Origin of the sequence: Azotobacter salinestris, from assembly GCF_009363155.1 — a bacterium.
GTDB lineage: Bacteria > Pseudomonadota > Gammaproteobacteria > Pseudomonadales > Pseudomonadaceae > Azotobacter > Azotobacter salinestris.
In genome coordinates this window covers 3,630,520-3,657,350 of sequence record NZ_CP045302.1, presented here as the reverse complement: position 1 = coordinate 3,657,350, position 26,831 = coordinate 3,630,520, and the positions used below count along the sequence as shown (strand labels likewise).

Genomic DNA, 26,831 nt, shown 5'->3' with positions numbered 1-26,831 from the left:
CGCGGTCATATGAAGCGCATCGATACGCTGCCCAGGTGCTGGAAGCGCACGGTGACGTTGTCGCCGGCGGCCACCGCCACCGCCTCGGTGACCCCGCCGGTGAGAATCAGGGTGCCGGCGGGAATCTCCCGGCCGCGGGCCCCCAGCATGTTGGCGAGCATGGCCACGCTCTGCGCCGGATGGCCGAGCACCGCCGCGCCGGAGGCCATGGCCACCACCTCGCCGTTCCTCTCCATCACCACGCCGAGGTTCTTCAGATCGATGCCCTCGACGTTGCGGTGGGTGCCGCCGAGGACGTAGCGTGCGGACGAGGTGTTGTCGGCGATCACGCTCTTGAGGTCGAAGCGGAAGTTCTCGTAGCGCGAGTCGATGATCTCCACCGCCGGCAGGATGAAGTCGGTGGCCGCCAGCACGCTGCCGATGTGGCAGCCCGGACCGCTCAGCGGACGCTTGGTGACGAAGGCGATCTCCGCCTCGACCTTGGGATGGATCAGGCGTTTGGTGTCGATCTCGCCGCCGTCGGCCACCGCGCCGTAGTCGGTGATGAAGCCGTAGACCGGATCGACGACGCCCATCTGGCGCATCTTGGCGTGGGAGGTCAGGCCCATTTTCAGGCCGGCGACGCGCACGCCGCGGGCTTCCTTGAGCGCGCGCAGGGCGTCCTGGATGGCGTAGGCGTCCTCCCAGTCCATGTCCGGGTAGTCGTCGGTGATCTTGTGGACCTCGCGGCGCTCGGTTTCGGCGGCGTCGAGGTGGGCGGCGAGGCGCTCGATGGTTTGCGGGTCGAGATTCATCGAAATTCTCCTGTCAGACGAAACGCACGCCGGCCGAGCCGATGCCGCCGATGCTGATGCGCAGGTTGTCGCCGGCCTTGACCGGCAACATGGTGGAGAGGGAGCCGGAGAGGATCACCTCGCCGGCCTTGAGCGGCATTTCCAAGCGGCCGAGGGTATTGGCCAGCCAGGCCACGGCCTTGGCCGGATGGCCCAGCGCGGCGGCGCCGGCGCCGGTGGCGGCGATCTCGCCGTTGAGTTCGAGGGTCATGCCGACCACGCCCAGATCCAGCCGGCGCGGATCGACGGCGGCATCGCCGAGCACGAACAGCGCCGAGGAGGCGTTGTCGGCCACGGTGTCCTGGATCCGGATCTTCCAGTCGGCGATGCGCGAATCGACGATCTCGAAACAGGGCACCACGTATTCGGTGGCGCGCAGCACGTCGGCGACGGTCACCCCCGGACCGGCCAGCTCGTGCTTGAGCACGAAGGCGATCTCGCCCTCGGCCTTCGGCGCGATCAGCCCGGCGGCCTCGATGGCCGCGCCGTCCTCGCGCAGCATGCCGGAGGTCAGGTGGCCGAAATCGGGCTGGTCGACCTTGAGCAGGTCCATGACCACGCGGCTGGTGACGCCGATCTTCTTGCCGATCACGGTCTCGCCATCGGCGTCCAGGCGCCGGGCGATCAGGCGCAGCTGGATCTGGTAGGCCTCCTCCAGGGTGAGCTGCGGATCGCGCTCGGTCAGCGGGGCGATGGGACGGCAATCCTTGAGCGAGCGGTAGAGCTCGTCGGCGTACTGGTTGAGCAGGGCTTGGCGCATGGTTGTTTTCCTGCGGGCTAGGCGTGGGTGGCGAAAGAGTTGTCGGTATCGAAGCCCCTGCCGGAGGCGGAATGCTTCGGGAGTGGCTGGAAGGTAAACAGGGCCAGCAATGCCGTCCAATCGAATACAGGCACTAAACGATGCGCAAAAAGCATCGCTGTCTTTCGCTCTTCGCGATTTCCGAAGAACTTCCGGAAAATCAGGCAATTGCCTTTTCCTGCAGCCGGAAGTTGCCGGCCCGAGTTCGAGAAAATGCTCTTGCCGAATATCCGCTTTTGGTTTTTCCGCAATTGGCCGAATACGAAAAAACGCTCTTTTCCGATCATCAACCAAAATGACAATAGTCTGTTGCGCATTTATGCCTTGCCCTCCCGAGCAGATAACCCTGAAACTCTGAAAACGTTGTGCGGAACAGTTCGGCAGCCTGTTTCTTTCAACCTTCTTCCGATATGCCCATACGGTCTGGCGTTAATTGCACCCCCATAGGGAGTTACGGATAAAGTCGACTAAAACAATTTGATCGCATAGTTGATGATGATGCGGTTCTCGTCGATGTCGCTGGCATAGTTGGAGCGGGCGATCGCGTTGCGCCAGCGGATGCTGACGTTCTTCAACGGACCGCTCTGGATGGTGTAGGCCAGGTCGAGGTCGCGCTCCCACTCCTCGCCCTCGAAGCCGCGCGGCCCGGTGTCGACGTTGTCGCCCTTGACGTAGCGCAGGGTGCTGGTCAGGCCGGGCAGGCCGAGGGTGGCGAAATCGAAGTCGTGGCGGATCTGCCAGGAGCGCTCGTCCGGCGCGGAGAACTGGTAGGTCGGCAGCTCGTTGCCGAGCGGCGAGAGGGTGTCGCCGATGCGCAGGAAGCCGTCGTCGCCGTAGACGCCCTGGTAGCCGACGAAGAAGGTGTGGCCCTGGTATTTGGCCGAGAACAGCCCGTAGAGCAGCTGGTTGTCGAGGCTGCCGGCATCGGTGTTGCCGTCGTCCTGGGCGGTGTAGTAGCCGATGTCGGCGGCCAGGGTCCAGGCGCCCAGCGGCAGGGCATGCCTGATGCCGTAGAAGCGCTGCTGGTAGATGTCCTCCAGCTGGCCCTGCCAGAAGCTCAGAGTGGTGCGGTTGGCGTTGAAGCTGTAGTCGCCGCCGAGGTAGTTGTAGTGATCGCCACTGACGTGGGCCAGGCGCCTGGGGTTGATCGGGTCGTTGATGATCAGTGCGGTCATCTCGCCGTCGTCGGTCGAGTTGCGCATGCTGGCGGAGTTCAGCCGGCCGGCCTGCAGGGTCAGCCCGGGGATTTCCCGGGAAATCAGGGTCGTGCCCTGGTAGGTCTGCGGCAGCAGGCGGTTGTCGGTGTGCGCCAGGATCGGCAGGTTCGGCGTCTGCTCGCCGAAGCGCAGCTCGGTGTTGGAGAAGCGGGTCTTCAGCGTCAGCCCCAGGCGGGCGTACTCGTCGGCCGCCTCGCCGTCGTCGTGCACCGGCAGCAGTGCGGTGTTGGTGCGGTCGCGGCTGCTGTCGAGCTTGACGCCCACCAGGGCGAGCGCGTCGAGGCCGAAGCCGACCGGTCCCTGGGTATAACCGGACTTGAAGTTGAGCATGAAGCCCTGCGCCCACTCCTCCGCCTTGGACTGCCGGTTGCGTCCCTGGATATCGGAGAAGTCGCGCATGAAATAATAATTGCGAAGTTGCAGGGTAGCGGTGGATTCTTCGATGAATCCACTCTCGGCCATGGCTGCAGGAATACCGCTGGCCGTCGCAAGCGTTATAGCGAATTGCAGTTTTCGCTTCATGATGTGTCTCTTGTTGTTATTGTGAGAAGTGCCTGGAAAGTTATCAGGCGCACTTGCAGGCAGATATTGGCAATAGAGTTCTCGAGTGCAGTAAGGCCGGCCTCGGTTCGGCCGCCTTGATTCAAGGTGCTGTGTTTATTTCCCGTTTCCGGGACAACTTTCGTGAGACGGCGAAAGAGCGCGCGAAAACAGACCCGGCAGCCCTTCGCTTCCCCTCCGCCACCTCTTCCGCCCGTTACGCCAGGGCCTCGCCGGCCGCAGCGCCCGTCGCCTGCCGGTGCACGCAGAACAGGGTCATGGCAATGGCCGCGATCAGGCCCGGAATGGCGAAGGCGATGAAGTTCACCTGCAGCGGCAGGCTCATGCCGACCAGCGCCCCGCCGAGCAGCGGGCCGACGATGGCGCCATTGCGGCCGATCCCCGAGGCCCAGCCCAGGCCGGTGGAGCGGATGGCCATGGCGTAGAACTGCGCGGCACAGGCGTAGAGCAGGATCTGCGAACCGATGGTGGTCGCCCCGGCCAGCGCGATCAGGGTGTAGAGCACCGGGGTCGGGCTCTTGAAGCCGAGCAGGCCGATCGACAGGGCGGCGACGGCGAAGAACGCCACCAGCACCTTGGGCAGGTTCAGCCGGTCGCCCAGCCAGCCGCCGCCGATGGCGCCGAACACCGCGCCGAAGTTGAGCGCCAGCAGGAACGACAGGCTGGAGCCCAGGCTGTAGCCGGCGCTGGCCATCATCTTCGGCAGCCAGGAGCTGAGCGCATAGACCATCAGCAGGCAGCAGAAGAACGCCACCCAGATCGATAGGGTGCTCAGCGCACGGCCCTCGCGGAACAGCTGCAGCACCGGCGCACCCTCGCTTTTGGCCTCGGCCATCTCCAGCAAATCGTCGTCCTGCAGCACCCGGTCCGGATCGATGCGCCTGAGGATGGCGCGTGCCTGCTCGGTGCGTCCCTGGCGCAGCAGGTAGCCGACCGATTCGGGCAGGAACCAGAGGATCAGCGGCAACAGCAGCAGCGGCACGGCGGCGGCCTGGAACATCGCCTCCCAGCCGAAGCGCGGCAGCATGTAGATGCCGAGGCCGGCCATGAAGCGGCAGATGCCGAATTCCAGGGGGTTGCGGGTGAAGCCGTTGAGCACGGTGAAGCCGCTGAACAGCAGAAAGCAGATGGCGATGCCCTTCTTGCGGCCGATCCGGTCGGCCAGCGGGCCGAAGAACAGCGCGCCGAACATCATGCCGAACAGCGCATAGCTGCCCAGCGCGCCGGCCTCCAGCGGCGTCAGGCTCCAGGTCTTCATCAATACCGGCAGGACCACCCCGTAGATGAACAGGTCATAGCCGTCGAAGATCAGCAGCAGTGCGCACCAGCACAGCACCCTCCAGTGGAAGCGGTTGAAGCGCGCCTCGTCGATGAGGCGATTGACGTCGATTGTTTGCATGGCGTGGATCTCTGTTGTTGTTGTAATCGCAAAACCACGTGCGCGCTCCGCCCGGCGGGAGGCCGCCCCGCGGCGGAGCGCCGGCCTCAACCCAGGTCGCCGCCTCCCACCGGCAGGGTCGTGCCGGTGATGTAGGAGGCTTCGTCGGAAGCCAGGAAGAGGATCGCCCCGACCTGCTCGTCGATGGTCCCGTAGCGCTTCATCAGCGAGCTGTCGACGGTCTGCTCGACGATCTGCTGGTACCAGGCCTTCTCCTGCTCGCTCGGCTCGGCGGCGTTGCGCGGGATGCGCCGCGGCGGCGCCTCGGTGCCGCCGGGGGCGGTGGCGTTGACGCGGATGCCGCGCCCGGCGGTCTCGAAGGCCAGGCAGGCGGTGAGCGCGTTGACGCCGCCCTTGGCCGCGCCGTAGGGGGCGCGGTTGACGCCGCGGGTGGCGATCGAGGAGACGTTGACGATGGCTCCCCTGCCCTGTTCGAGCATCGGCGGCAGGGCGGCACGGCAGCACCACAGGGTGGGGAACAGCGAGCGGCGCACCTCGGCCTCGATCTGTTCTTCGGCGTAGTGCTCGAAGGGCTTGGCCCAGATGGTGCCGCCGACGTTGTTGATCAGGATGTCGAGACGGCCGAAGCGCTCGACCGCCGCCGTCATCACCCCCTGGCAGTCGGCGAAGCGCTCCAGGTCGGCGGTCAGCGTCAGCACCCGGCCGGCGCCCAGCGCCTCGAGCTCGTGGACCAGCTCGGAGCGATCCACCGCGACCAGCCGGACGCCCTCGGCGAACAGCCTTTCGGCAACGCGCCGGCCGATGCCCTGGGCCGCGCCGGTGACCACCGCGACCCTGTCTTGAAAGCGTTTTTCATGCATGGCGTTTCTATCCTTGGGGCCGCCCGTGCGGACACGGGCAGCAGCGGCTCAGAGGCTGGCGGCGAACTTCTCGTAGTGGAAATTGGCCGGCTGGATGCCCTGCTCGCGGAGGAACCCGTTGACCGCCTCGACCATCGGCGGCGGGCCGCACAGGTAGATGTCCACCTCGCCGTCGTTCAGGTGCCTGGGCGCGATGTGCTGGGTGACGTAGCCCTTCTGCGGATAGTCGCTCTCCGGGCTGGCCACGCAGGCCGTGAAGGTGAAATTCGGCATGCGCACGGCGAACTCCTGCAGCCGGTCCATTTCCACCAGATCGGCGTCGTGGGTGACGCCGTAGATCAGGTGGACCGGATGCGCGCTGCCGCTCTCGGCGATCTTCTCCAGCATGGCGGTGAAGGGCGCGAGGCCGGTGCCGCCGGCCAGCATCAGCAGCGGGCGGCGGATCTCGCGCAGGTAGAAGCTGCCCAAGGGCCCGGTCAGGGTCATGGCGTCGCCGGCTCTGGCCTGCTGGCTGAGATAGCCGCTCATCAGGCCGCCCGGCACGTTGCGGATCAGGAAGCTGACCTCGCCGTCCTGCGGCAGCGAGCTGAAGGAATAGGCGCGGGTCTGGTCGCTGCCCGGCACCCCGAGATTGACGTACTGGCCCGGCAGGAAGGACAGCCTGGCCAGGGACGCACCCTTGATCGACAGGGAAATCACGCTGGGAGACAGCGCGCGCACGTCGCTGATGACCGCCTCGTAGCTGGCCTGCTGGGTCTTGCAGACTTCGGAGGAGGCCGGAATGCGCAGCACGCAGTCGCTTTCCGGACGCATCTGGCAGGTCAGCACCAGGCCTTCGGCCTTCTCCGCCTCGCTCAGTGCGTCCTCGATATAGTTGTCGCCCAGGTCGTAACGACCGGCTTCGGCAAGGCACTTGCAGGCGCCACAGGCTCCGTCGCGGCAGTCCAGCGGAATATTGATGCCCTGACGGTAGGCGGCGTCGGCGACGGTTTCACCACTGTCCACCTCGATGAAACGGGTGACCCCGTCTTCGAAATTCAGCGCAACCTTGTATGACATATGGCACCCCGCTCTAATTTTTGGGTTGGAGCAGCCGCCGGACGGCGGGCGGAACGCAGGGGGTCCCGCACGGCGCCGGCGGAGCGCGGTCTTCGAGCTGTGTTCAGATGTGGTAGATGTCGAGGACGTGACGCACGTAGTCGTTCTTCAGCACGACCTTCTTCTCCTTGATCAGCGGGTTCTCGCCGCGGATGTCGAGGGTGTAGAAGCTGGTGCCGTAGAACTGGTCGACGGTCTTGTAGCGGAAGCTCAGGGTGTGCCAGTTGAAGCGCAGGCGGCACAGCTCGCCGGTCTGCTCGAGGATTTCCAGGTTGGCGATGTTGTGCGAGGTGCGGGTATCCGGAATGGTCGCGCTGGAGCGCTCGGTACGGATGCGGAACACCCGGTCCTCCAGGCCGCGGCGGTTGCCGTACCAGATCAGCGAGATCTGGCTCCGCGGATCTTCGGTGAGCTGGTCGCGGTCGTCCCAGGCCGGCATCCAGAAGGTGCACTCGGGTGCGTACTGCTCCAGCCAGCTGTCCCAGTCCTTCTCGTCCAGGTAGCGGGCTTCACGGTAGAGGAAGTCACGTACGGCTTCGTAGGATGCGTTCATGATCAGTTGCCCTCCACGTGAATCAGCCTGTCCTGCTCTTGCTTCAATGCCGCGGTCATGCGCTCCTGCCAGTAGCGGTGCTGCATGATGTAAAGCCCTTCGTCCTCGGTGCGCACGCCGCTCATCTTCGGCGCCAGGCCGATTTCCCGGGCGGCCTCGTCAGCTCCGTCGATCCAGTGGGTGGCACCGCGGGACATGTCGTTCCAGACCGCCGCGCGGCCCTGGAAGCCCTGCTGGCAGGCGCGGAACTCCTCGAGGTCGTCCGGGGTGGCCATGCCGGTCACGTTGAAGAAGTCTTCGTACTGGCGGATGCGGTGGGCGCGCGCCTCGGCGTTCTCGCCCTTGGGCGCGATGCAGTAGATGGTCACTTCGGTCTTGTCGACCGAGATCGGCCGGGCGATGCGCAGCTGCGAGCCGAACTGGTCCATCAGGTAGAGGTTGGGGTACAGGCAGAGGTTGCGCGAATGGCCGATCATCCAGTCGGCGCGGGCCTGGCCGAACGCCTGGGCCAGTTCGTCGCGGCGCTGGTACAGCGGACGGTCTTCCGGGTTGTCCCAGCGGGTCCAGAGCAGGATGTGGCCGTTCTCGAAGGCGTAGAAGCCGCCGCCCTTCTTGCCCCAGCCACCGGCGCTCATGGCGCGGATGTCGTCGCCGGCGTCCTTGAGCTTGCGCTGGTTCTGGGTCGCGGCGTAGTTCCAGTGGGTGGCGGTCACGTGGTAGCCGTCGGCGCCGTTCTCGGCCTGCAGCTTCCAGTTGCCCTCGAACACGTAGGTGGAGGCGCCGCGCAATACTTCCAGGCCTTCCGCCGACTGGTCGACCACCATGTCGATGATCTTCGCCGACTCGCCGAGGAACTCGCCCAGCGGCTGGACGTCAGCGCTCAGGCTGCCGAACAGGAAGCCGCGGTAGGACTCGAAGCGGGCGATCTTCTGCAGGTCGTGCGAGCCGTTGCAGTTGAAGCTGTCCGGGTAGCCCGCATCGGCCGGGTCCTTCACTTTCAACAGCTTGCCGGAGTTGCTGAAGGTCCAGCCGTGGAACGGACAGGTGTAGGTGGCCTTGTTGCCGCTCTTGAAGCGGCACAGCGCCGCGCCGCGGTGGCTGCAGGCGTTGATGAAGGCGTTCAGCTCGCCGTCCTTGGTGCGGGCGATGATGATCGGCTGGCGGCCGATGTAGGTGGTGTAGTAGTCGTTCTTTTCGGGGATCTGGCTGTCGTGGGCCAGGTAGATCCAGTTCCCTTCGAAGATGTGCTTCATCTCCAGCTCGAAGAGTTCCGGGTCGATGAACATGTCCCGCTTGCAGCGGTAGAGGCCCTTTTCGCGGTCCTCTTCCAGCAAGCCGTTGATCTCGTCGATTCCAAGAGTCATTGCCGTCGGCTCCGTTGTTTTTGTGTCAGAGCCCCATGCTAAGAACCGGCAAGGTCCGGCAATATCCGTTTCCTGCACGACCTTTATCCACTCTCTGCAAACGCGGTACGCAGGTTCCGGACAAAAACGAACGCGCCGCCCCGGCGCAAGACCGGGGCGGCGCGGATAACGGCGCGGCGAGGTGGAAGGGTCAGCAGGCGCGGCGCTTCAGGGTGTCCGAAGGCAGCTCGCCGAAGGCGTTGCGGTAGGATTCGGAAAAGCGCCCGAGGTGCAGGAAGCCGTAGTCGAGCGCCACCTCGGTGATGTTGCGCACCGGCACCGAGGGATCGCGCAGGCTGGCGTTGATCCGCTCGAGCTTCTTCTGCCGAACGTAATGCCTGGGCGTGGTCCTGGCGTGCTTCTCGAACAGCGCATAGAGCGAGCGCGGACTGACGTTCGCCAGCCCGGCCAGTTGCTCGAGGGTGATGTCCTGCTTGAGGTTTTCCTCGATGAAGTGCGCGATCCGCTCGAAGATCGCCGAGGCGCTGCCCGGCTGCTCGCGGCGGACGTTGCTCTGCAGGCAGAGCAGCTTGTTGGCGATGATCCGCCCGTAGTGCTCCTGCAGGCGGGGCACTGCGCTACCGGCTTCGGCCTCCTCGCAGACCAGGCCGAGCAGGTTGAGCAGGCCGCCGATCTCCTGGAGGCCGTGGCGGCTGGCGGTGAAGCGGATGCCCTCGCCGGGCCAGTGCCAGTGGTTCTCGGCGCAGGCCGCCTCGAGCAGGGAGCCGGGCATCTTGACGATGAACTTCTCGCAGTCCTGCGAGTAGGTCAGATCCACCGGATCGTCCGGATTTATCAAGAGCAGCTCGCCCGGCACGAAATGGTGCTCCTGGCCGCGCGCGCCGCGCCACAGGCAGTGGCCCTTGAGCAGGATCTGCAGGTGGTAGATGGTTTCCAGCGCCTCGGAGGTGACGCGCACGGTGCCGCCGTAGCTGATCCGGCAGAGGTCGAGATCGCCGAACTTGCGATGACTCAGGTCGGCAGTGGGATGGCTGGACTGCGACAGGCGGATGGAATGGGCGCCGACATGCTGGTTCACGTAGCCGGAAACGTCGTAGGGGTCGGCACCCTTGAAGACCACGCTCTTTTCTCTCAGTAAGGAAAACTCCATCACTCAAGGCCTCTCGGTATTGTTTTTCTTATAAAACCCAAGCGGTGCTTTGCCGCCTCGGACCCGCACTTCGCACTGCGCACCGCCCCTACCTGGCGAGACTCCTCCTGTCCGTTTCCCGAATGCCGGCAAAGTCGTGGCGTAAAGATAAACAGCCGCAGCAATGCCGTCCAATCGAATACAATCACCGAACGATACCCGGGAGGCATCGGTGCCCCCCCCTCGTTTTCAACCAGTAGGTGATCCATTGGAAATCAGGCAGTTGAAGTATTTCGTGGCGGTGGCCGAGGAGCTGAACTTCAATCGCGCCGCCGAACGGCTGTACATCACCCAGCCCGCCCTGAGCCGCCAGATCCAGCAACTGGAGGAAGCCATTCCCGCCGTGCTGCTGGAGCGCAACTCCAAGCGCGTCGCGCTGACCGAGGCCGGCCAGGCCTTCTACCAGCAGGCGCTGAACATCCTTGCCCAGCTGCAGCACGCGGCCGACGAGTCGCGCCTGTTGGCCGAGGGCAGGAAAGGCAGCCTGGTGATCGGTATCTTCGGCTCGTCGATCCTCGACTTCATCCCGCGGGTGCTGCTGGAGTTCGGCCGCACCCATCCGGCCGTGGAGATCTCCCTGCATCCCATGGACAAGGACGCGCAGATCCAGGCGCTGCGCGAGCGGCGCCTGAGCATCGGCTTCAACCGCCTGGTGCCGGACGAGCCGGACATCGAGCAGGAACTGGTGCGCAAGGAAGCGCTGATGCTGGCGCTGCCGGCGACGCATCCCCTGGCGGCGCGGGACGCCATCGAGTTGGGCGAGGTGCTGCAGGAGCCCTTCATCCTCTATCCGCGCGGCGTGCGGCGCGGCCTGGCCAGCCACGTGCGACGGCTGTTCGCCGACTACGACGCGGTGCCCCAAGTGATCCAGGAAGTCACCGACGTGACCACCAGCATCGCCCTGGTGGCCGGCGGCCTGGGGCTCTGCGTGGTGCCCGAGGCCACCGTCAACCTGCGCCTGCCGGGCGTGGAGTACCGCACCCTGCGCTGCCGCGGCAAGGCCGAGATCGAGCTGGCCTGCCTGCACCGCAAGGGCGACAGCTCGCCCATCCTGCGCGCCTTCCTGAACACCGTCCGCCAGCTCGGCAGTGCCGAAGCGGCGCCCGGGGCGAACGGCCAGGGAGCCTCCTGAACCCCGCTCAGCCCCCGGAACAGCCGGTCAAGTCCGAGCAGGATGAGACAGGCCAGCAGCGTCGCCCCCAGCGCGGTCCAGATCCGCGGCCTGCAGCGAGCTTGCCGAATATTCCGCTGCAGCCACGACGAACCGCCTGCTCCTCGCGGAGTTGTAAAGCCCTGCGGGGATAGGGCATCATCCCCCGCATCATGTCCGTCCAAGCCTTCCGCCATCTCATGCACCTCTGGATCCGGCGCCCCATGGGGCGGCTGGCCGGCCTGTTGCTGCTGCTGGCCATGCTCTCTGCAACGGTGTTGTCCGGGAGGATTCATGCCCATGCAGGCGGGGCTCATGACCACGACCACGCGTTGCAACTGGCCACGGACTGGTCGTTCGAGCATGCCGATCACCCAGCTCCGGCAAAATCGACGGGCGACCTGGCGCTGCATGTGCACGACGCAGGCAAGACATCGGCGGCACTGCCCGCACTGCCGATGACGATGCCAAGCGATGCCGTCTGTGCCACATCTGGCTGCCTGGTGGTGTCTACGCCACTCTCCGCGGCACCTCGCCCCCCCTATCGACCTCCGATCGCCTGACAACCTCCCGAGGCTGCCTGTGACAGCCCGTATTGCGTTGTTTTTCGATTATCCGGAGGTTTTCCGTGAAATTGCGTTGGCTGATGGCCCTGGCGCTTGCCGGGGCCTGCGGCAGCATCCCGTATGGGCGCGCTGCCGAACCCTTGCGTCTTGAAGAGGCGATAGACCGTAGCCTTGCCTCAAATCCATCCCTGGCGGCCGAAGCGGCCGACCTGCGCGCTGCGCAAGCCCGCGCCGAGCGTGCAGGGCTCCCCACTCCCTATGTCGTGGGGAGCGAGGTGGAAAACTTCGGCGGCACCGGCAGCGCGAGCGCCCTGAGATCGGTTGAAACCACGATCCGACTGGGGCGGGTCATCGAGCTGGGCGGCAAGCGTGCCGCCCGGCAGGCGCTCGGTACAGCGGAAGTGGCGCGCCAGCAGCACCTGTCCGACAGCGCGCGCCTGGAGGTGGCCAGTCGGACCACGGCGCGCTTCATCGAGGTCGTGGCCGACCAGCACCGGCTGGAATTCGCGCGCGAACAGGTCGGCTTGGCCGATCGCATCCGCCGTGAGGTCGCCAACTGGGTAGCGGCGGCGCGCAATCCCGAATCCGATCTGCACGCGGCGGAGATCGCTCTGGCCGAAGCCGAACTCAAACGCGAGCATGCCGAGCATGAGCTGGCCAGCGCCAAGGTATCGCTGGCGGCGAGCTGGGGTTCGTTCGAGCCCGACTTCGGCAGGGTTGACGGCGATCTGCGCACGCTGCCCGCGGTCGAACCCTTCGAGGCGCTTGCCGCGCGATTGCCAATGACCCTGGCCCAGCGCAACGCATCCTTCGAGGCCGAGACCATCGCCGCTAGGCGCCGGGTCGCCGAGGCCAGCGCCAAGCCGGACATCGACCTCAGCCTCGGCGTGCGCCGGCTCGAAGGACTCAACGATCAGGGACTGGTCATGTCGGCCTCGATGCCGCTCGGCAGCAAACCGCGTGCCGCGCTGGCGGTCGCCGAAGCCGATGCACAGCTGGTGGCGCTGGAATCGCGCCGCGAGGCTCAGCGCACCGAAAGTCATCAGATCCTGTTCGGGATGTACCAGGAACTGATGCACGCCCGCACCGAATACGAGGCCCTGCGCACGCGCCTCGTGCCCAAGGCCGAGCAGGCATTCTCCTTCGCCCGCCGTGGCTTCGAAAGCGGACGCTTTTCCTTTACCGCTCTCACCCAGGCCCAGCGCACGCTGTTCGAACTGCGCGAACGCAGCATCGATGCCGCCGCCCGTTATCACACCCAACTGGTCGAGGTCGAACGCCTCACCGCCGTTTCCCCGGAAACCACGCCATGATTGCCCGCCTCGCTGTTGTCCTTGCCCTGTCGCTCGCCCTTTCCGGCTGTGACCAATTCGGATCGACCGAGAAGCCAACCGAAAGCCACGCCGCCGCTGCCGATTTCGAGCGCGGCCCGCACCGCGGCCGCCTGCTGCGCGACGGCGACTTCGCCCTCGAAGTGACCATCTTCGAAACCAACGTGCCGCCCCATTACCGGCTGTATGCCTACCAAGGCGACCAGCCGCTCAAGCCCGCGGAGATCGAGGCCACGATCGAACTTCGTCGCCTGGACGGCGAAGTCAATCGCTTCACCTTCAAGCCGGAGAACGACTACCTGGTCGGCAGTGGCACGGTAGTCGAACCGCATTCGTTCGATGTCCAGGTCGACGCCCACTACGGCGGCAGGGCACATCGGTGGGAATTCGCTTCCTACGAGGGCCGCACCACCATTCCCGGCGCCATCGCCAGCGATGCGGGCGTGAAGGTCGAAATGGCCGGATCCGCCGTGATCCGCGACAACCTGCACCTCGTCGGCAACGTCGCGCTGGACGCCAACCGGCATGCCCGGATCAAGGCGCGTTTCCCTGGCGTGGTCCGCGAAGTTCTCGTCCAGCAAGGTCAGCGCGTACGCCGTGGGCAGACCCTCATAGTGGTCGAGGGCAACGAGAGCATGCGCCGCTATCCGGTCACCGCGCCGTTCGATGGCGTGGTACTGGCGCGCCACACCAATATCGGCGACGTCGCCGACGGCAACGCGCTGATCGAGCTGGCCGATCTGTCCGAGGTCTGGGTGGAACTGCATGCAATCGGCGAGGACGCCGCGCGTCTGGCCGCCGGACAAGCGGTGCGCGTCCAGGCGGCCACCAGCGATGCGGCGGTCGAGACCGTCATCGATACCTTGCTGCCGCTGGCCACCCGCAGCCAGAGCGTCGTCGCCCGCGCCAGCATTCCCAATCCCGACGGGCGCTGGCGTCCGGGCATGAGCGTGTCGGCCGAGGTGACCATCGCCAAGCACCAGGTGCCGCTGGCGGTCAAGGAATCGGGCCTGCAGCGATTCCGCGACTTCACCGTGGTCTTCGCCCAGGTCGGCGAAACCTACGAAGTGCGGATGCTCGAGCTGGGCGCACGCGATGGCGAATACGTCGAGGTCCTGGGCGGGCTCAAGCCCGGCACGCCCTACGTCGCCGAGCAGAGCTTCCTGATCAAGGCCGACATCGAAAAATCCGGCGCCAGCCACGATCACTGAGGAAGCACCATGCTCGAACGCATCATTCGCGCCGCGATCGCGCATCGCTGGCTGGTCCTGGTCCTCATGCTGGGCATTTCCGCGCTGGGGGTCTGGAACTACGGCCGCCTGCCGATCGACGCGGTGCCCGACATCACCAACGTCCAGGTTCAGGTCAATACCGAGGCACCGGGCTATTCGCCACTGGAGGCCGAGCAGCGGGTGACCTTCCCGGTCGAGACTGCCCTGGCCGGCCTGGCTCGCCTGCAATACACCCGCTCGATTTCCCGCTACGGCCTGTCCCAGGTCACCGTGGTGTTCGAGGACGGCACCGACATCTACTTCGCCCGGCAACAGGTGGCCGAGCGTCTGCAGCAGGCCGCCTCGCAACTGCCGGAAGGGCTGGAGCCGAGCCTGGGACCGGTGGCGACGGGGCTGGGCGAGATCTTCATGTATACCGTCGAGGCCGAGTCCGGCGCGACCAAGGCCGACGGTACGCCCTGGTCGCCGGCGGATATGCGCAATCTGCAGGACTGGGTGATCCGACCGCAGCTGCGGCACCTCAAGGGCGTGACCGAGGTCAACACCATCGGCGGCCATGTCCGCCAGTTCCATATCACCCCCGATCCGACCAGGCTGCTCGCCTACGGCCTGACCCTGAACGATCTGCCGGAGGCGATCGAGCGCAACAACGCCAATCGGGGAGCCGGCTACATCGAGCGCTCCGGCGAACAGTACCTGATCCGCGTGCCCGGCCAGATCGGCGATGCCGACGGCCTGGGCGAGGTGGTGGTGGCCATGCGCGACGGCCTGCCGCTGCGCATCCGCGATGTCGCCACGGTCGGCGAAGGCGCCGAACTGCGCACCGGCGCGGCGACCAAGGACGGGCGCGAAGTGGTGCTCGGCACGGTGTTCATGCTGGTCGGCGAGAACAGCCGGGAGGTCGCGCAGCGGGCCGGGGCCAAGCTCAGGGAGATCGACGCAGCCTTGCCCGAGGGCGTCAGCGCCCGCGCCGTCTACGACCGCACCAGCTTGGTCGACCGCAGTATCGCCACTGTGCAGAAGAACCTGCTGGAAGGCGCCCTGCTGGTCGTGGCCGTCCTGTTCCTGCTGCTCGGCAACCTGCGCGCCGCGCTGATCACCGCGGCGGTGATTCCGCTGACCATGCTGTTGACCATCACCGGCATGGTGCAGAACCGGATCTCGGCCAACCTGATGAGCCTCGGCGCCCTGGACTTCGGCCTGATCGTCGATGGCGCCGTGATCATCGTCGAGAACTGCCTGCGCCGCTTCGGCGAACGCCAGCATGCCCTCGGGCGCCTGCTGACGCGCGAGGAACGCTTCGAACTGGCGGCCCACGCCAGCGCCGAGGTGATCAAGCCGAGCCTGTTCGGCCTGTTCATCATCGCCGCAGTGTACCTGCCGATCTTTGCCCTGAGCGGCGTCGAGGGCAAGACCTTCCACCCGATGGCCATCACCGTGGTGATGGCGCTGACCGCGGCAATGGCGCTGTCGCTGACCTTCGTGCCGGCCGCCGTGGCGCAGTTCGTCACCGGTAAGGTCCACGAAAAGGAAACCGGAGCGATGCGCGGCCTGAAGTGGCTCTACGCACCAGTGCTGCGCCAGGCCCTGGCCCTGCGCATCCTCGTCGTGGGGGCCGCGGCGATCCTGACGGTACTCGCAGGCCTGCTGGCGACGCGCCTGGGTACCGAGTTCATCCCCAATCTGGACGAAGGCGACATCGCCCTGCATGCGCTGCGCATCCCGGGCACCAGCCTGACCCAGGCGATCGGCATGCAGGAGCAGCTCGAGGCACGGATCAAGGCCTTTCCCGAGGTCGACCAGGTGGTCGCCAAGCTCGGCACCGCCGAGGTCGCCACCGATCCGATGCCGCCCTCGGTCGCCGATACCTTCGTCATGCTCAAGGAGCGTGCCGACTGGCCGGACCCGCGTAAACCGAAAACCGCGCTGATCGCCGAAATGGAAGCTGCGGTGCGTACCATTCCGGGCAACAACTACGAATTCACCCAGCCCGTGCAGATGCGTATGAACGAGCTGATCGCCGGCGTGCGCGCCGAGGTGGCGATCAAGCTCTATGGCGACGATCTGGAGCAACTGGCCGAAGTCGGCGAGCGAATCGAGGCCGTTGCCGCCGGGATCGACGGAGCGGCTGACGTGAAGCTGGAGCAGGTCACCGGCTTGCCGCTGATGACCATCGCCCCCGACCGCGCGGCGCTGGCACGCCATGGCCTGTCGGTGGCCGACGTGCAGGACACGGTATCGGTCGCGCTGGCCGGGGCCACTGCGGGCCAGGTGTTCGAGGGTGACCGGCGCTTCGACATCGTCGTGCGGCTGCCCGAGAGCCAGCGTCAGGATCCCAGGGTGATCGCGACCCTGCCGATCGCACTGCCCGCGCAGGCCGACGTTGTCGACGGCGGAGCCGCCTCGTCCTCTCCACGCCATGTGCCGCTGAGTGCAGTCGCCCGTATTGAAGTCGAACCGGGTCCGAACCAGATCAGCCGCGAGAACGGCAAGCGGCGGGTGGTGATCACCGCCAACGTGCGCGGTCGCGATCTGGGCTCGTTCGTCGAAGAACTGCGCGCCAGGGTCGCGACCGAGGTCGAGCTGCCGGAGGGCACCTGGGTCGAGTACGGCGGCACCTTCGAGCAGCTCATCTCGGCCAGCCAGCGCCTGACGGTCGTCGTACCGGTAGTGCTGCTGTTGATCTTCGGCCTGCTGTTCATGGCCTTCGGCTCGGCGAAGGATGCCGCCATCGTGTTCAGCGGCGTGCCGCTGGCGCTGACCGGCGGCGTACTGGCCTTGTGGTTGCGCGGCATTCCGTTCTCGATCTCCGCCGGCGTGGGATTCATCGCGTTGTCCGGCGTGGCGGTGCTCAACGGCCTGGTGATGATCAGCTTCATCCGCAAGCTGCGCGCCGACGGCAAGCCCCTGCATGAAGCGATCCTGGACGGCGCCTTGACGCGCCTGCGTCCGGTACTGATGACCGCCCTGGTCGCCAGCCTCGGCTTCGTGCCCATGGCACTCAATGTCGGCACCGGCGCCGAGGTGCAACGTCCCCTGGCGACCGTCGTGATCGGCGGCATCCTCTCGTCGACGCTGCTGACCCTGCTGGTGCTGCCGGCGTTGTACCGCCTGCTGCATCGCGATGGCGAATCGCTGGAAACGGCGGAAAGCCGGGCGCCGATGCCATCGGGGGGGATGTCGCGATGATTCGAACGCTTTTCAAACCTGCTACGGAGACTGTCTTGAGCGACGCATTTTCCTCTCGCTTACCCGGCCTTGCCGGGTGCTGGCGGATGTTCCTGGGGCTGGCCCTGCTGCTGGTGGCGGGTGCCGCAGCGGCCCATGGGGTCACTGGCGACGACCAGGCCTTTCTCGAACGAAGCAGCGGCCACCAGTTGATCGTATTCGCCTATCTCGGCGCCAAGCACATGGTGACCGGCTACGATCACCTGCTGTTCCTGTTCGGAGTGGTGTTCTTCCTGTACCACCTGCGCCAGGTCGGCGCCTATGTGACGCTCTTCGCGATCGGCCACAGCGTGACGCTGCTGTATGGCGTGCTCGGCAACGTCCAGGTCAACGCCTATCTCGTCGACGCGATCATCGGCCTGTCCGTCGTCTACAAGGCGCTGGACAACCTCGGAGCCTTCAAGCGCTGGTTCGGCTTTCAGCCCAACACCAAGGCAGCGGTGCTGATCTTCGGCTTCTTCCATGGCTTCGGCCTGGCGACCAAGCTCCAGGATTTCGAGCTGTCCCGCGATGGGCTGGTGGCAAACATCCTGGCGTTCAACGTGGGCGTCGAGCTCGGCCAGTTGCTGGCGCTCGGCGCGATCCTCATCGCGATGGGATTCTGGCGCCGCAGCGCCGCTTTCGCGCATCAGGCCTTCGCCGCCAATACCGTACTGATGACCGCCGGCTTCATGCTGATCGGCTACCAACTCACCGGTTATTTCGTTTCCTGATCGAGGCCTCCATGTCCAGTTTCCAACCCCAATCCCTGCCTTCGACCCAGCGCCTGCTGAAGGCAACCCTCATCGCCTTCGGTGCAGCCGGCGTCATTCTGGTGACCACCGTCCTGCCGGCCGAATACGGCATCGACCCCACGGGCATCGGGGCCCGTTTGGGACTCGATGCGCTGGCGGAGACGGCCAAGGCCGCCGGGCCGTCCGCTGCAGCGGACCCTGTCGCGGAGGCGCCCGGACAGCCGCTCGAGCCGGCGGAGGCGAACGTGGTCAGTAAACGCGCGGGCGCGTATCGCCGCGACATGCAGTCGTTGCTCCTGGCTCCGGGCGAAGGCGCCGAGATCAAGGCCGCTATGAAATCCGGCGATGGCCTGGTGTTCCACTGGACGGCGAGCGGTAACGTCGCGGTCGACATGCATGGCGAACGCACCGGGGCGGCCGAAGACGAATACACCAGCTACTGGATCGAGCGCTCCCAGCGCGAGGCCTCCGGCACATTCACCGCCCCGTTCGATGGCACGCACGGCTGGTACTGGCTCAATCGCGGCAGCGAACCGGTGACCGTGCAGCTCGAAGTGAGCGGCTTCCAGCAGGAGCTGTTCCGTCCCGACCATGAATGAGCGGCCATTTTTCTCACCCTGCCGGCTCACGACCGGCTTTGATTCACCACCTGGAGTAATGCAATGAACGTACGTCTGACTGTCCTTTCCATCGTGGCCGCCTCGGCCAGCCTGGTCGCGTTGTCCGCCGGCGCCCACGACCATTCGAAGTCATTCGATGCCGATCAGCCCAAGCCGGTGCCGACAACCTGCAAGCAACTCGCCGATACTCACCATTATTCGAACGACCCGAGCAATCCCGAGATCAAGGCATTGAAAGCGCGTTGCGATGCCGAGAAGAAGGCCGTCGCCAGGCCCTGACCGGCACATGGCAAGGCAAGACCGCAGGCTGTGGCCTTGCACACCAGGGAGACGAACGGAGTGAACTGGAAGGAAGGGCTGCGCCAACCTGGCGTGCTGGCGGCACTTGGCGCCGCCGCACTGTTCGGCGCTGGAACGCCACTGGCGAAACTGTTGCTGGACAGCGTCAGTCCCTGTTTGCTGGCGGGGCTGCTCTACCTTGGCTCGGGGGTGGGGCTGACGCTGTACCGCCGCCTGAGCCACGCCCCGGCGGTCAGCCTGCCGCGCCGCGAAGTAGCCTGGTTCACCGGGGCGATCGGCGCCGGCGGCGTAGCGGGCCCTGTGTTGTTGATGCTGGGGCTGACCGGCATGCCGGCATCGGGAGCCTCGCTGTTGCTCAATGCCGAGGGCGTATTCACCGCCCTGCTTGCATGGTTCGCCTTCAAGGAGAATTTCGATCGCCGCATCGCGCTGGGCATGGTAGCCATCGTGGCCGGCGCGGTGGTTCTGAGCTGGTCGGCTGAAACCAGTTTCGCCGGTTTGTGGCCATCACTGGCGATAATAGGTGCATGCTTCGCCTGGGGGCTCGACAACAACCTGACACGCAAGGTATCGCTGTCGGACGCCACGTGGATTGCTTCGATCAAGGGCCTGATCGCCGGCTCGGTAAACCTGGCCCTGGCCTTCGTGCTGGGTGCAGACTTGCCGTCCTTGCCGAACCTGATGGGCGCGCTGACGGTTGGTTTCCTTGCCTACGGTGTCAGCCTGGCCTTGTTCGTCGTCGGCCTGCGCCACCTCGGCACAGCCCGTACCGGCGCCTATTTTTCCGTCGCGCCGTTCCTGGGCGCGATCCTCTCGGTAGCGATGGGCGACCCGCTCACGCTGCCGCTGCTGGGCGCCGGACTGCTGATGGCTCTTGGCGTTGGGCTGCATCTGACCGAACGCCATGAACACGAACACGTGCACGAGGCGCTGGAGCACGAGCACGAGCACGAACATATCCACGACGAACATCACCAGCACATGCATGACGAACCCGTCGCGCCTGGCACCAGACACAGGCATCCGCATCGGCACGAGCCCCTGCGTCACACGCACCCACACTTCCCGGACGCCCACCACCGGCATGACCATTAGGTGCGCAGGGTCTGGCCGCTTGAGTGGGGGCGAACCAGACATGGCGGCAAGGTCCCAGGCAATCCGCCGGCAACGCGGCGCAATCGGGGCGCTCCCCTTCCGACGGCACGGGCGGACAAGCCCGCCCCGGCATGTTATGGTCGCCGCTTGATCGCAGCCTTTCGAGATGTACCGATGCTCAGCACCCCGGCCCCCGGCCAGATCCTCCGCCAGCTGATCGCCGGCAGCGCGCTGGCCCTGCTGACTGCCTGCGTCGACACCCCCACCGCCGACTCCGCCCCGGCCGTCGCCGCACCAGTCCCGAGCGCCGCCAGCGTGGCGCCGCCAGCGGTCGCCGTACCGCCCGCCCAGCCGACCGCACCGCTCGCCGCCATCAGCTTCGAGGACTGGCGCGACAACTTCCGCCGCGAGGCGCTGGCCGCCGGCATCCAGCCGCTGATCTTCGACCGGGCGTTCGCCGGCATCAATCCCGATCCCGCGGTGGTCACCGCGGACCGCAGCCAGCCGGAGTTCACCCGGCCGGTCTGGGCCTACCTGGAAGGCGCCCTGGCCGAGCAGCGGGTGCGCAACGGCCAGAACCTGCTGAAGCGGCATGCCGCGCTGCTGGAGCGGCTCGAGGCGCGCTATGGCGTCGACCGCCAGGCGCTGGTGGCGGTCTGGGGCATGGAAAGCAACTTCGGCCAGGTCATGGGCAACAAGTCGGTGATCCGCTCGCTGGCCACCCTGGCCTTCGAGGGACGCCGCCCGCAGTTCGCCCACGACCAACTGCTGGCGGCCCTGTCGATCCTGCAGAACGGCGACGTGCGCCCGGAGCGGATGATCGGCTCCTGGGCCGGCGCCATGGGCCAGACCCAGTTCATCCCGACCACCTACCTCAGCCACGCGGTGGACTTCGACGGCGACGGGCGCCGCGACATCTGGGACTCGACTGCCGATGCCCTGGCCTCCACCGCCCACTACCTGCAGGCGTCCGGCTGGCGCCGGGGCCAGCCCTGGGGCTTCGAGGTGCGGTTGCCGCAGGGCTTCGACTACGCCCAGGCCGACATGGCCGACCGCAAGTCGCTGGGCGAGTGGCGCCAACTGGGCCTGACCCTGCCCGTCACCCGCGTTGCGGACGGCGAACAGGCCAGCCTGCTGCTGCCCGCCGGACACCGCGGTCCGGCCTTCCTGGTGCTGGACAACTTCCGCAGCGTGCTCAAGTACAACAACTCCACCTCCTACGCGCTGGCCATCGGCCTGCTCGGCGAGCGCTTCCAGAACCGCGGGCAGATCGTCGCCGCCTGGCCGCTCGGCGATACGCCGCTGAGCCGCAGCGAACGCATCGAGCTGCAGAACCTGCTGGCCAGCAACGGCTTCGATCCCGGCAGCGCCGACGGCATCATCGGCGCCAATACCCGCAAGGCGGTGCGCGGCTTCCAGCAGCGTCTCGGCTGGCCGGCCGACGGCTATCCGACCAGCGAGCTGCTCGAGGCCCTGCGCCGCCACTGACGCCGGCGTCCGGGCGCCGGCCCGGTCTGCCCTCCTCCCCTGGCAGACCGGCTCCGCAGACGCAGGGCCCATGCCCCCTTGGCCGCGCCTTGCGTGGACAGACTCCCGCCCGCCCGGTTGCCAGGCGAACGCGGTCCCCTCTCCCCGACACCTTCCCCCCTGCCCAGCACCGCCTTGTCAAAGCAAGACCCGCCCGTTAAGGTAGCGCTATCTTAGGCGAAGCGGCCTTTCCAGCTGCCCGCTTCGGGCGCCCTCTGCGGCACCTCGCAAGAACAACAAGATGGCGCTGACGCTTCCTGCCTTGGGCCGCGTCCGCCGCCCAAAGATAGCGCTACCCAAAGATCGGACCTCCATGCCACCCAGGCCCTGCCAGGCCGATCCTCGCGGCGGCCTGTCGGCCGCTCTCCGCGAAAAGCGCTGCATCCGGATTCTTCACAACAACAACGAGACCCACGGATAGCCTATGAAAGTCCTTCCCCGCCCCCAGCCGGGCCCCCTGCTCGCCCTGTCGCTTTCGCTCCTGCTCGCCAGTGCCGGCACCAGCGCCTTAGCGGACGGCTGGACCTACCAGGACGCCAGCACTCGGCGAGCCCTCACCCCGGACGAGGCCTACCCGGAACTCTTCCAGGACGTCCAGCGACAGTGGCTGTTCGACGACCAGAAGCACTTCGTGGACGCCGTGCCGCGGCGCGACCCTGCCGCCATCCGCACCGACTACCTGGCCCGGCGCCATCGGGCGGACTTCGACCTCCGCCAGTTCGTGGCGGACAACTTCGCACCCGCGCCGGCAGCGGAAACCCAGCCGACCAGCCCGGGCGTGAGCCTGCGCGAGCACATCGAGCGGCTCTGGCCGGCGCTCACCCGCCGGAGCGCCGAAGTCCCCGCGCACGGCAGCAAGCTGCCGCTGCCCCACCCCTACGTGGTGCCGGGCGGGCGCTTCCGCGAGCTGTACTACTGGGACTCCTACTTCACCATGCTGGGCCTGGTGGAGAGCGGCGAGGAGCAGTTGGCGCGGCAGATGGTCGACAACTTCGCCTACCTGATCGACACCTACGGCCATATCCCCAACGGCACCCGCTCCTACTACCTGAGCCGTTCGCAGCCGCCCTTCTTCTCCTTCATGGTCGAGCTCATGGCGCAGGTGGAAGGCGACGAGGCCTATCGCCGCTACCTGCCGCAGCTGCAGAAGGAATACACCTACTGGATGGAGGGCTCGCAGAGCCTCAAGCCCGGCGAGGCATCGCGCCATGTCGTGCGCCTGGCCGACGGCAGCCTGTTCAACCGCTACTGGGACGACCGCGACACGCCGCGCCAGGAATCCTACATGCAGGACGTCGAAACCGCCGAGCAGGCCCGGGGGCGGCCGGCCAGCGAGGTCTACCGGGACCTGCGCGCCGGTGCCGCCAGCGGCTGGGACTACAGTTCCCGCTGGCTGGAGGACCGCAAGAGCATGACCACCATCCGCACCACCGCCATCGTGCCGATCGACCTCAACAGCCTGCTGTACCACCTGGAGAACACCATCGCCCTGGCCTGCCAGAAGAGCGCCATGGTGAGCTGCACGGAGGCCTACGACGCGCGGGCCGAGCGGCGCCGGCAGGCGATCGAGCAGCACCTGTGGAACGATGCCGGCTACTACGCCGACTTCGACTGGAAGCAGAACCGGCTCAGCAAGCAGATCACCGCCGCCACCCTCTATCCGCTGTTCGTCGGCCTGCCCTCCGCCGAGCGGGCCGAGCGCACTGCCGGGACGGTGGAAGCGACCCTGGTCAAGCCGGGTGGACTGAACACCACACAGGTCGACAACGGCCAGCAGTGGGACTCCCCCAACGGCTGGGCGCCCCTGCAGTGGATCGCCGTGTCCGGTCTGCGCCGCTATGGCCAGGGGCGGCTGGCCGAGACCGTCGGCCGGAACTTCCTCGCCCAGGTGCAGGCGCTGTTCGACCGGGAGCACAAGCTGGTGGAGAAATACAGCGTGGAAGGCGAGCACCTCGGCGGGGGCGGCGGCGAGTACCGGCTGCAGGACGGCTTCGGCTGGACCAACGGCGTCACCCTGAAGCTGCTGGGCCTCTATCCCCGTCAGGAGGCGCTGGCCGGCCAGTAGAGCGCCCGGCCCGGGCGGCGCAGCCGGGGTTACAGCTCGCCGCGCCGGGCCAGCTCGCGTATCCGGTCGGCCGTCCGGCAGGCGACGGCCTGGATGGTCAGCGAGGGGTTGACGCCTCCCACGGTGGGAAACACCGAGCCGTCGCAAATCCACAGGTTGCCGATGTCCCAGCTGCGACAGTCGGCGTCGACCACGCTGTCGGCCGGATCGAAGCCCATCCGCGCGGTGCCGGCGAGATGCGCGGTGTTGTTGGACCCGGCCCAGATGTCGCAGGCATCGATGGCGTCCAGACCGCGGCGCATGAACGCCAGGGCGTGCGCCACCAGACGCCGGTCGTTGTCGCACAGCGACCAGGTGACACGGGCGACGGGCAGGCCGAAAAGGTCGCGCTCGTCGGCCAGACTCACCCGGTTGCGCGCCTGCGGCAGGGTTTCGCCGACGATCTTCAGGCCGACCTGGTGGTTGTAGTGCTGCATGGCGTCCACCAGGGCCTGGCCCCACAGGCCGCGGTTGCCGGTCTGGCTGGCGACCCAAGCGGCGGGCAACGGGCCCTGGCTCATGAAGGCGTAGCCGCCGAAGAAGTCCTTGCCCCGGTCCTCGTAGTTCCAGTGCTCGCACAGGGCCATCGACGGCGGCCCCTTGTACCAGCGCACCTCCTCCGCCAGCCGTCCCCATATCGCCTGATTGGTATGCACCATGAGGTTCCTGCCGAGCAGCCCGGAGCTGTTGCCCAGCCCGTGCGGATGGCGCGCGCAGGCCGAGTTGAGCAGCAGCCGCGGCGTCTCGATGGCGTAGCCGGCAACCACCACGTGGCGCGCGCTGGAACCGCCACGCCCCTTCGCGGTGGTAGTGCAGGCCGCTGACCAGGCCGTCGGCACCGGTCTCGATGCGCCCGACCATGGCCAGGTCGCGGATTTCCGCGCCGGCCCTGAGCGCCCAGGGTATCCAGGTGGTCAGCATGCTCTGCTTGGCGTTGGTCGAACAGCCGGCGACGCAGAAGTCGCGGTAGACGCAGGGCGGGGCATCCTCGCGGGGCGCGGAGAGCGTGGCCAGCGGCGTCGGCGCCCAGGCCACCCCCAGGGCCTCGCAGGCGCGCGCCAGGGCCAGGCCGGGGGCGTTCACCTCGTGCTGGCGGTAGGGATAGCGCGGCCGTTTCGGCCCCCAGGGATAACGCAGCGGGCCGGCGATCTTCAGCGCCTGCTCGACTTCGGCGTAGTAGCGCCACATCTCCCGCCAGTCGAGCGGCCAGTCGAGTCCGTAGCCGAGCAGGCTGCGCGACTTGAACCACTCGGGCCGGAAGCGCAGCGAGACCATGGCGAAATGCACGGTGCTGCCACCGACCGCCCGGCCGCTGTTGTTGGTGCCGAGCTTGAGCGGATCGTCGCCGTCGCACAGGCGCTCGTCGGTCCAGAACAGCTTTTCCTGGTGCGCCTCGTCGGAGGCGAACTCCTCGAGCGGCCGCCACCAGGCGCCGGCGTCGAAGGCGACCACGGAAAAGCCCGCCTCGGCCAGCCGGCAGGCCAGAGTGCCGCCGCCGGCGCCAGTGCCGACGATGGCGAAATCCACCGGCTCCTGTTCCGGGTACTCGCGCATCGGCACCCAGCCGCCGCGCCGGAACACGTCCAGCGCCCGGCCGCCTCGCCCGCGCGGGATTTCCAGGGCTTCGAGGAAGGGATCACCTGACATGCCGGTTCAGCTCCAGGGCCTTGCCCTCCTGGCCCGTCCTGAGCTCGGCCGGCTCCCAGGGGTCGCGCACATTGGCGCCCAGCCGCACATAGCCCCGGGGACTGGCCGGACCGCCGAAGCCGATCTCGCTCCAGGCCGTCGGATGGCTGTAGTAGGCCGAGGTGATGTCATGCAGCAGGCGGTGGTAGAAGAACAGCGCCGCCGGCATGCCGCCCCAGGCCGGGTGGTCGAATTCGCCGTCCTGCATGGCGCGCAGCAGCGCATCCTGCACGCCCCCCGCCAGCTCGGCGAAGGCCTGGCCATGACGGGCCTTCGCCTCGGCCTCCAGCGCCGCCAGGCCCCGGCGCCAGGCCTGCTGCAGCGGGGGCAGGCGGCTGTCCCGATAGCCATCGCCGCGCCGCTCGAAGAGCCTGGCGTCGACCATGGCCGCCAGGGGCACCGGCGGACGCCCGGCCGGCTGCGGCAGGATGCGTGCGCAGGCCGCTTCGAGGATGCGCCACTCGTGCGACGCGAAGAACCTCGGCTCGCGCGGCAGCGCCAGCCGGGCATCCACGGCTCGGCGCGTCGGCTCGTTCCAGGACAGGCTGTGACGCTTGGCCAGGACGTCGTAACCGGGATAGCGCGTGCTCATGCCTGCCTCTCCTCCTGGTGCGCCAGGGCCCGCCGCTCCCGGTCCAGCAGCAGCTCTGCGGCCAGACCGGCCAGCGCCAGGCCGGTGAAGCCGGCCGGTGCCGGCAATGGCGGACCGGCATGCAGGTTCTGCCGCCAGTTGCGCCAGCCGCCGCAATTGCGCGCGACGCCGAGGGCATGAAAGCCGGTCCCGGCCAGGGCGCTGCCGGCCAGGAGTCCTGCGGCGACCGGCGGGGCGCTGACCGGCAGGAGCATGGCCGGGTTCTGGAAGGCGCCGCGAAAGTGCAGCAGCCCGGCCTCGGCCGACGTCCCCAGCAGACCGGATAGCACCAGCGCCGCCGGCGCGCCGAGCGGGGCGGCATAGAACAGGTTGCTCCAGCCGATGCCGCCCGGACGCCTGGCGACGTTCCAGAGGTGAAAGCCGGTCCCGGCCAGGCCGGTCAGCACCGAGCCCAGCGCGATGGCGTCGCGCAGGCGGTGCGCCCGCGGCAGGGCTTCACGCAGGCGCCGACTGCCGGCCAGCAGCGACAGGCCGGAGCTGAGCAGCGGGGCGTACATGGCGCGGTTCCGGAAGTCGCCGCGGCAATGTTCCAGGGGGCTGTCGGCCGCCACGGCCAGAGCCAGCACGCCCGCTCCCCGGTCGAGCTGGCGCAGGGGCTCCTGCAGGGACTCGCCGCCGGGCCGGGCCGCAGCCTGCCGCCGCGCCTCGCAGCGCTGCCAGCAGAGCGCGACACAGGCGAGCGCGCCGCCCGCACCCAGCGCCAGCCACTGCAGTCGGGTTCGGGACACCATGG

25 protein-coding genes and 1 pseudogene are annotated in these 26,831 nt (G+C 67.3%); 12 read left to right on the top strand and 14 right to left on the bottom strand.

Annotated features, from left to right (window positions below; translation table 11 throughout):
- Positions 1–5 precede the first annotated feature (5 nt).
- The 10 genes from dmpH to GCU53_RS17060 all read right to left on the bottom strand — a co-directional run bounded on the left by dmpH (position 6) and on the right by GCU53_RS17060 (position 9,834).
- On the bottom strand, positions 6–794 hold the full coding sequence (gene dmpH, locus GCU53_RS17105) for a 2-oxo-3-hexenedioate decarboxylase (protein ID WP_152388658.1): 789 nt from the start codon (positions 792–794) through the stop codon (positions 6–8).
- 13 nt (positions 795–807) lie between these two features.
- The gene (gene dmpE / locus GCU53_RS17100) at positions 808–1,593 is read right to left on the bottom strand and encodes a 2-oxopent-4-enoate hydratase (protein WP_152388657.1); all 786 of its coding nucleotides are present in this window, start codon (positions 1,591–1,593) and stop codon (positions 808–810) included.
- A gap of 17 nt (positions 1,594–1,610) precedes the next feature.
- Positions 1,611–1,949 (bottom strand): hypothetical protein, encoded by a 339-nt coding sequence (locus GCU53_RS17095; protein ID WP_152388656.1) that lies wholly within the window; start codon positions 1,947–1,949, stop codon positions 1,611–1,613.
- A gap of 150 nt (positions 1,950–2,099) precedes the next feature.
- On the bottom strand, positions 2,100–3,371 hold the full coding sequence (locus GCU53_RS17090; RefSeq protein ID WP_152388655.1) for an OprD family porin: 1,272 nt from the start codon (positions 3,369–3,371) through the stop codon (positions 2,100–2,102).
- A 235-nt stretch (positions 3,372–3,606) separates the two neighbouring features.
- A complete protein-coding gene (locus GCU53_RS17085; protein WP_152388654.1) occupies positions 3,607–4,809 on the bottom strand; it encodes an MFS transporter in 1,203 nt (400 codons plus the stop codon).
- An 86-nt stretch (positions 4,810–4,895) separates the two neighbouring features.
- Positions 4,896–5,669, bottom strand: a complete 774-nt coding sequence (locus GCU53_RS17080; RefSeq protein ID WP_152388653.1) for a 1,6-dihydroxycyclohexa-2,4-diene-1-carboxylate dehydrogenase — start codon at positions 5,667–5,669, stop codon at positions 4,896–4,898.
- Positions 5,670–5,717: 48 nt separating this feature from the next.
- A complete protein-coding gene (gene benC / locus GCU53_RS17075; RefSeq protein WP_152388652.1) occupies positions 5,718–6,728 on the bottom strand; it encodes a benzoate 1,2-dioxygenase electron transfer component BenC in 1,011 nt (336 codons plus the stop codon).
- 103 nt (positions 6,729–6,831) lie between these two features.
- Positions 6,832–7,320: a benzoate 1,2-dioxygenase small subunit gene (gene benB / locus GCU53_RS17070; RefSeq protein WP_152388651.1), complete on the bottom strand. Its 489-nt coding sequence runs from the start codon at positions 7,318–7,320 to the stop codon at positions 6,832–6,834.
- A 2-nt stretch (positions 7,321–7,322) separates the two neighbouring features.
- Positions 7,323–8,684, bottom strand: coding sequence for a benzoate 1,2-dioxygenase large subunit (benA, locus tag GCU53_RS17065; protein WP_152388650.1), 1,362 nt, complete (start codon positions 8,682–8,684; stop codon positions 7,323–7,325).
- A 190-nt stretch (positions 8,685–8,874) separates the two neighbouring features.
- Positions 8,875–9,834, bottom strand: coding sequence for an AraC family transcriptional regulator (locus GCU53_RS17060; protein ID WP_152388649.1), 960 nt, complete (start codon positions 9,832–9,834; stop codon positions 8,875–8,877).
- Positions 9,835–10,096: 262 nt separating this feature from the next.
- Here GCU53_RS17060 and GCU53_RS17055 point away from each other — a divergent pair, with 262 nt between their 5' ends.
- From GCU53_RS17055 to treA, 11 genes are all read left to right on the top strand, one after another.
- Positions 10,097–11,005: a LysR family transcriptional regulator gene (locus tag GCU53_RS17055; protein WP_244306822.1), complete on the top strand. Its 909-nt coding sequence runs from the start codon at positions 10,097–10,099 to the stop codon at positions 11,003–11,005.
- A gap of 191 nt (positions 11,006–11,196) precedes the next feature.
- Positions 11,197–11,586: a hypothetical protein gene (locus tag GCU53_RS17050; protein WP_152388647.1), complete on the top strand. Its 390-nt coding sequence runs from the start codon at positions 11,197–11,199 to the stop codon at positions 11,584–11,586.
- Between the two features lie 65 nt (positions 11,587–11,651).
- Positions 11,652–12,902 carry a TolC family protein gene (locus tag GCU53_RS17045; protein ID WP_244306821.1) on the top strand — a complete coding sequence of 417 codons (1,251 nt, stop codon included), beginning with the start codon at positions 11,652–11,654 and terminating at the stop codon, positions 12,900–12,902.
- Complete coding sequence (locus GCU53_RS17040; RefSeq protein WP_152388646.1) at positions 12,899–14,131, top strand: efflux RND transporter periplasmic adaptor subunit; 1,233 nt, start codon at positions 12,899–12,901, stop codon at positions 14,129–14,131. Before GCU53_RS17045 ends, GCU53_RS17040 begins: the two co-directional genes overlap by 4 nt.
- 9 nt (positions 14,132–14,140) lie before the next feature.
- A complete protein-coding gene (locus tag GCU53_RS17035) occupies positions 14,141–17,341 on the top strand; it encodes an efflux RND transporter permease subunit (protein WP_152388645.1) in 3,201 nt (1,066 codons plus the stop codon).
- 86 nt (positions 17,342–17,427) lie between these two features.
- Positions 17,428–18,093: a HupE/UreJ family protein gene (locus GCU53_RS17030; protein WP_208845522.1), complete on the top strand. Its 666-nt coding sequence runs from the start codon at positions 17,428–17,430 to the stop codon at positions 18,091–18,093.
- An 11-nt stretch (positions 18,094–18,104) separates the two neighbouring features.
- A complete protein-coding gene (locus GCU53_RS17025; RefSeq protein ID WP_152388643.1) occupies positions 18,105–18,713 on the top strand; it encodes a hypothetical protein in 609 nt (202 codons plus the stop codon).
- A 63-nt stretch (positions 18,714–18,776) separates the two neighbouring features.
- Positions 18,777–19,013 (top strand): hypothetical protein, encoded by a 237-nt coding sequence (locus tag GCU53_RS17020; protein WP_152388642.1) that lies wholly within the window; start codon positions 18,777–18,779, stop codon positions 19,011–19,013.
- A gap of 60 nt (positions 19,014–19,073) precedes the next feature.
- The gene (locus GCU53_RS17015; protein WP_152388641.1) at positions 19,074–20,129 is read left to right on the top strand and encodes a DMT family transporter; all 1,056 of its coding nucleotides are present in this window, start codon (positions 19,074–19,076) and stop codon (positions 20,127–20,129) included.
- Between the two features lie 174 nt (positions 20,130–20,303).
- Positions 20,304–21,617: a lytic murein transglycosylase gene (locus tag GCU53_RS17010; RefSeq protein ID WP_152388640.1), complete on the top strand. Its 1,314-nt coding sequence runs from the start codon at positions 20,304–20,306 to the stop codon at positions 21,615–21,617.
- A gap of 463 nt (positions 21,618–22,080) precedes the next feature.
- Complete coding sequence (treA, locus tag GCU53_RS17005) at positions 22,081–23,721, top strand: alpha,alpha-trehalase TreA (protein WP_152388639.1); 1,641 nt, start codon at positions 22,081–22,083, stop codon at positions 23,719–23,721.
- A gap of 29 nt (positions 23,722–23,750) precedes the next feature.
- Here the strand turns inward: treA and GCU53_RS25770 are convergent, their stop codons facing one another.
- A complete protein-coding gene (locus GCU53_RS25770; protein WP_208845289.1) occupies positions 23,751–24,599 on the bottom strand; it encodes a GMC oxidoreductase in 849 nt (282 codons plus the stop codon).
- A 22-nt stretch (positions 24,600–24,621) separates the two neighbouring features.
- Positions 24,622–25,035: pseudogene (locus GCU53_RS26790) on the bottom strand (Rossmann-fold NAD(P)-binding domain-containing protein); the annotation flags it as partial.
- Positions 25,036–25,041: 6 nt separating this feature from the next.
- Between GCU53_RS26790 and GCU53_RS26190 the strand changes: the two are divergent.
- Positions 25,042–25,404 (top strand): hypothetical protein, encoded by a 363-nt coding sequence (locus GCU53_RS26190; RefSeq protein ID WP_244306819.1) that lies wholly within the window; start codon positions 25,042–25,044, stop codon positions 25,402–25,404.
- Here GCU53_RS26190 and GCU53_RS16995 read toward each other — a convergent pair.
- Together GCU53_RS16995 and GCU53_RS16990 are read right to left on the bottom strand one after the other, a co-directional pair.
- Positions 25,397–26,038: a gluconate 2-dehydrogenase subunit 3 family protein gene (locus tag GCU53_RS16995; RefSeq protein ID WP_152388638.1), complete on the bottom strand. Its 642-nt coding sequence runs from the start codon at positions 26,036–26,038 to the stop codon at positions 25,397–25,399. The two genes, GCU53_RS26190 and GCU53_RS16995, sit on opposite strands and share 8 nt — an antisense overlap.
- Positions 26,035–26,829 carry a hypothetical protein gene (locus GCU53_RS16990; protein ID WP_208845287.1) on the bottom strand — a complete coding sequence of 265 codons (795 nt, stop codon included), beginning with the start codon at positions 26,827–26,829 and terminating at the stop codon, positions 26,035–26,037. Before GCU53_RS16990 ends, GCU53_RS16995 begins: the two co-directional genes overlap by 4 nt.
- Between the last annotated feature and the right edge of the window lie 2 nt (positions 26,830–26,831).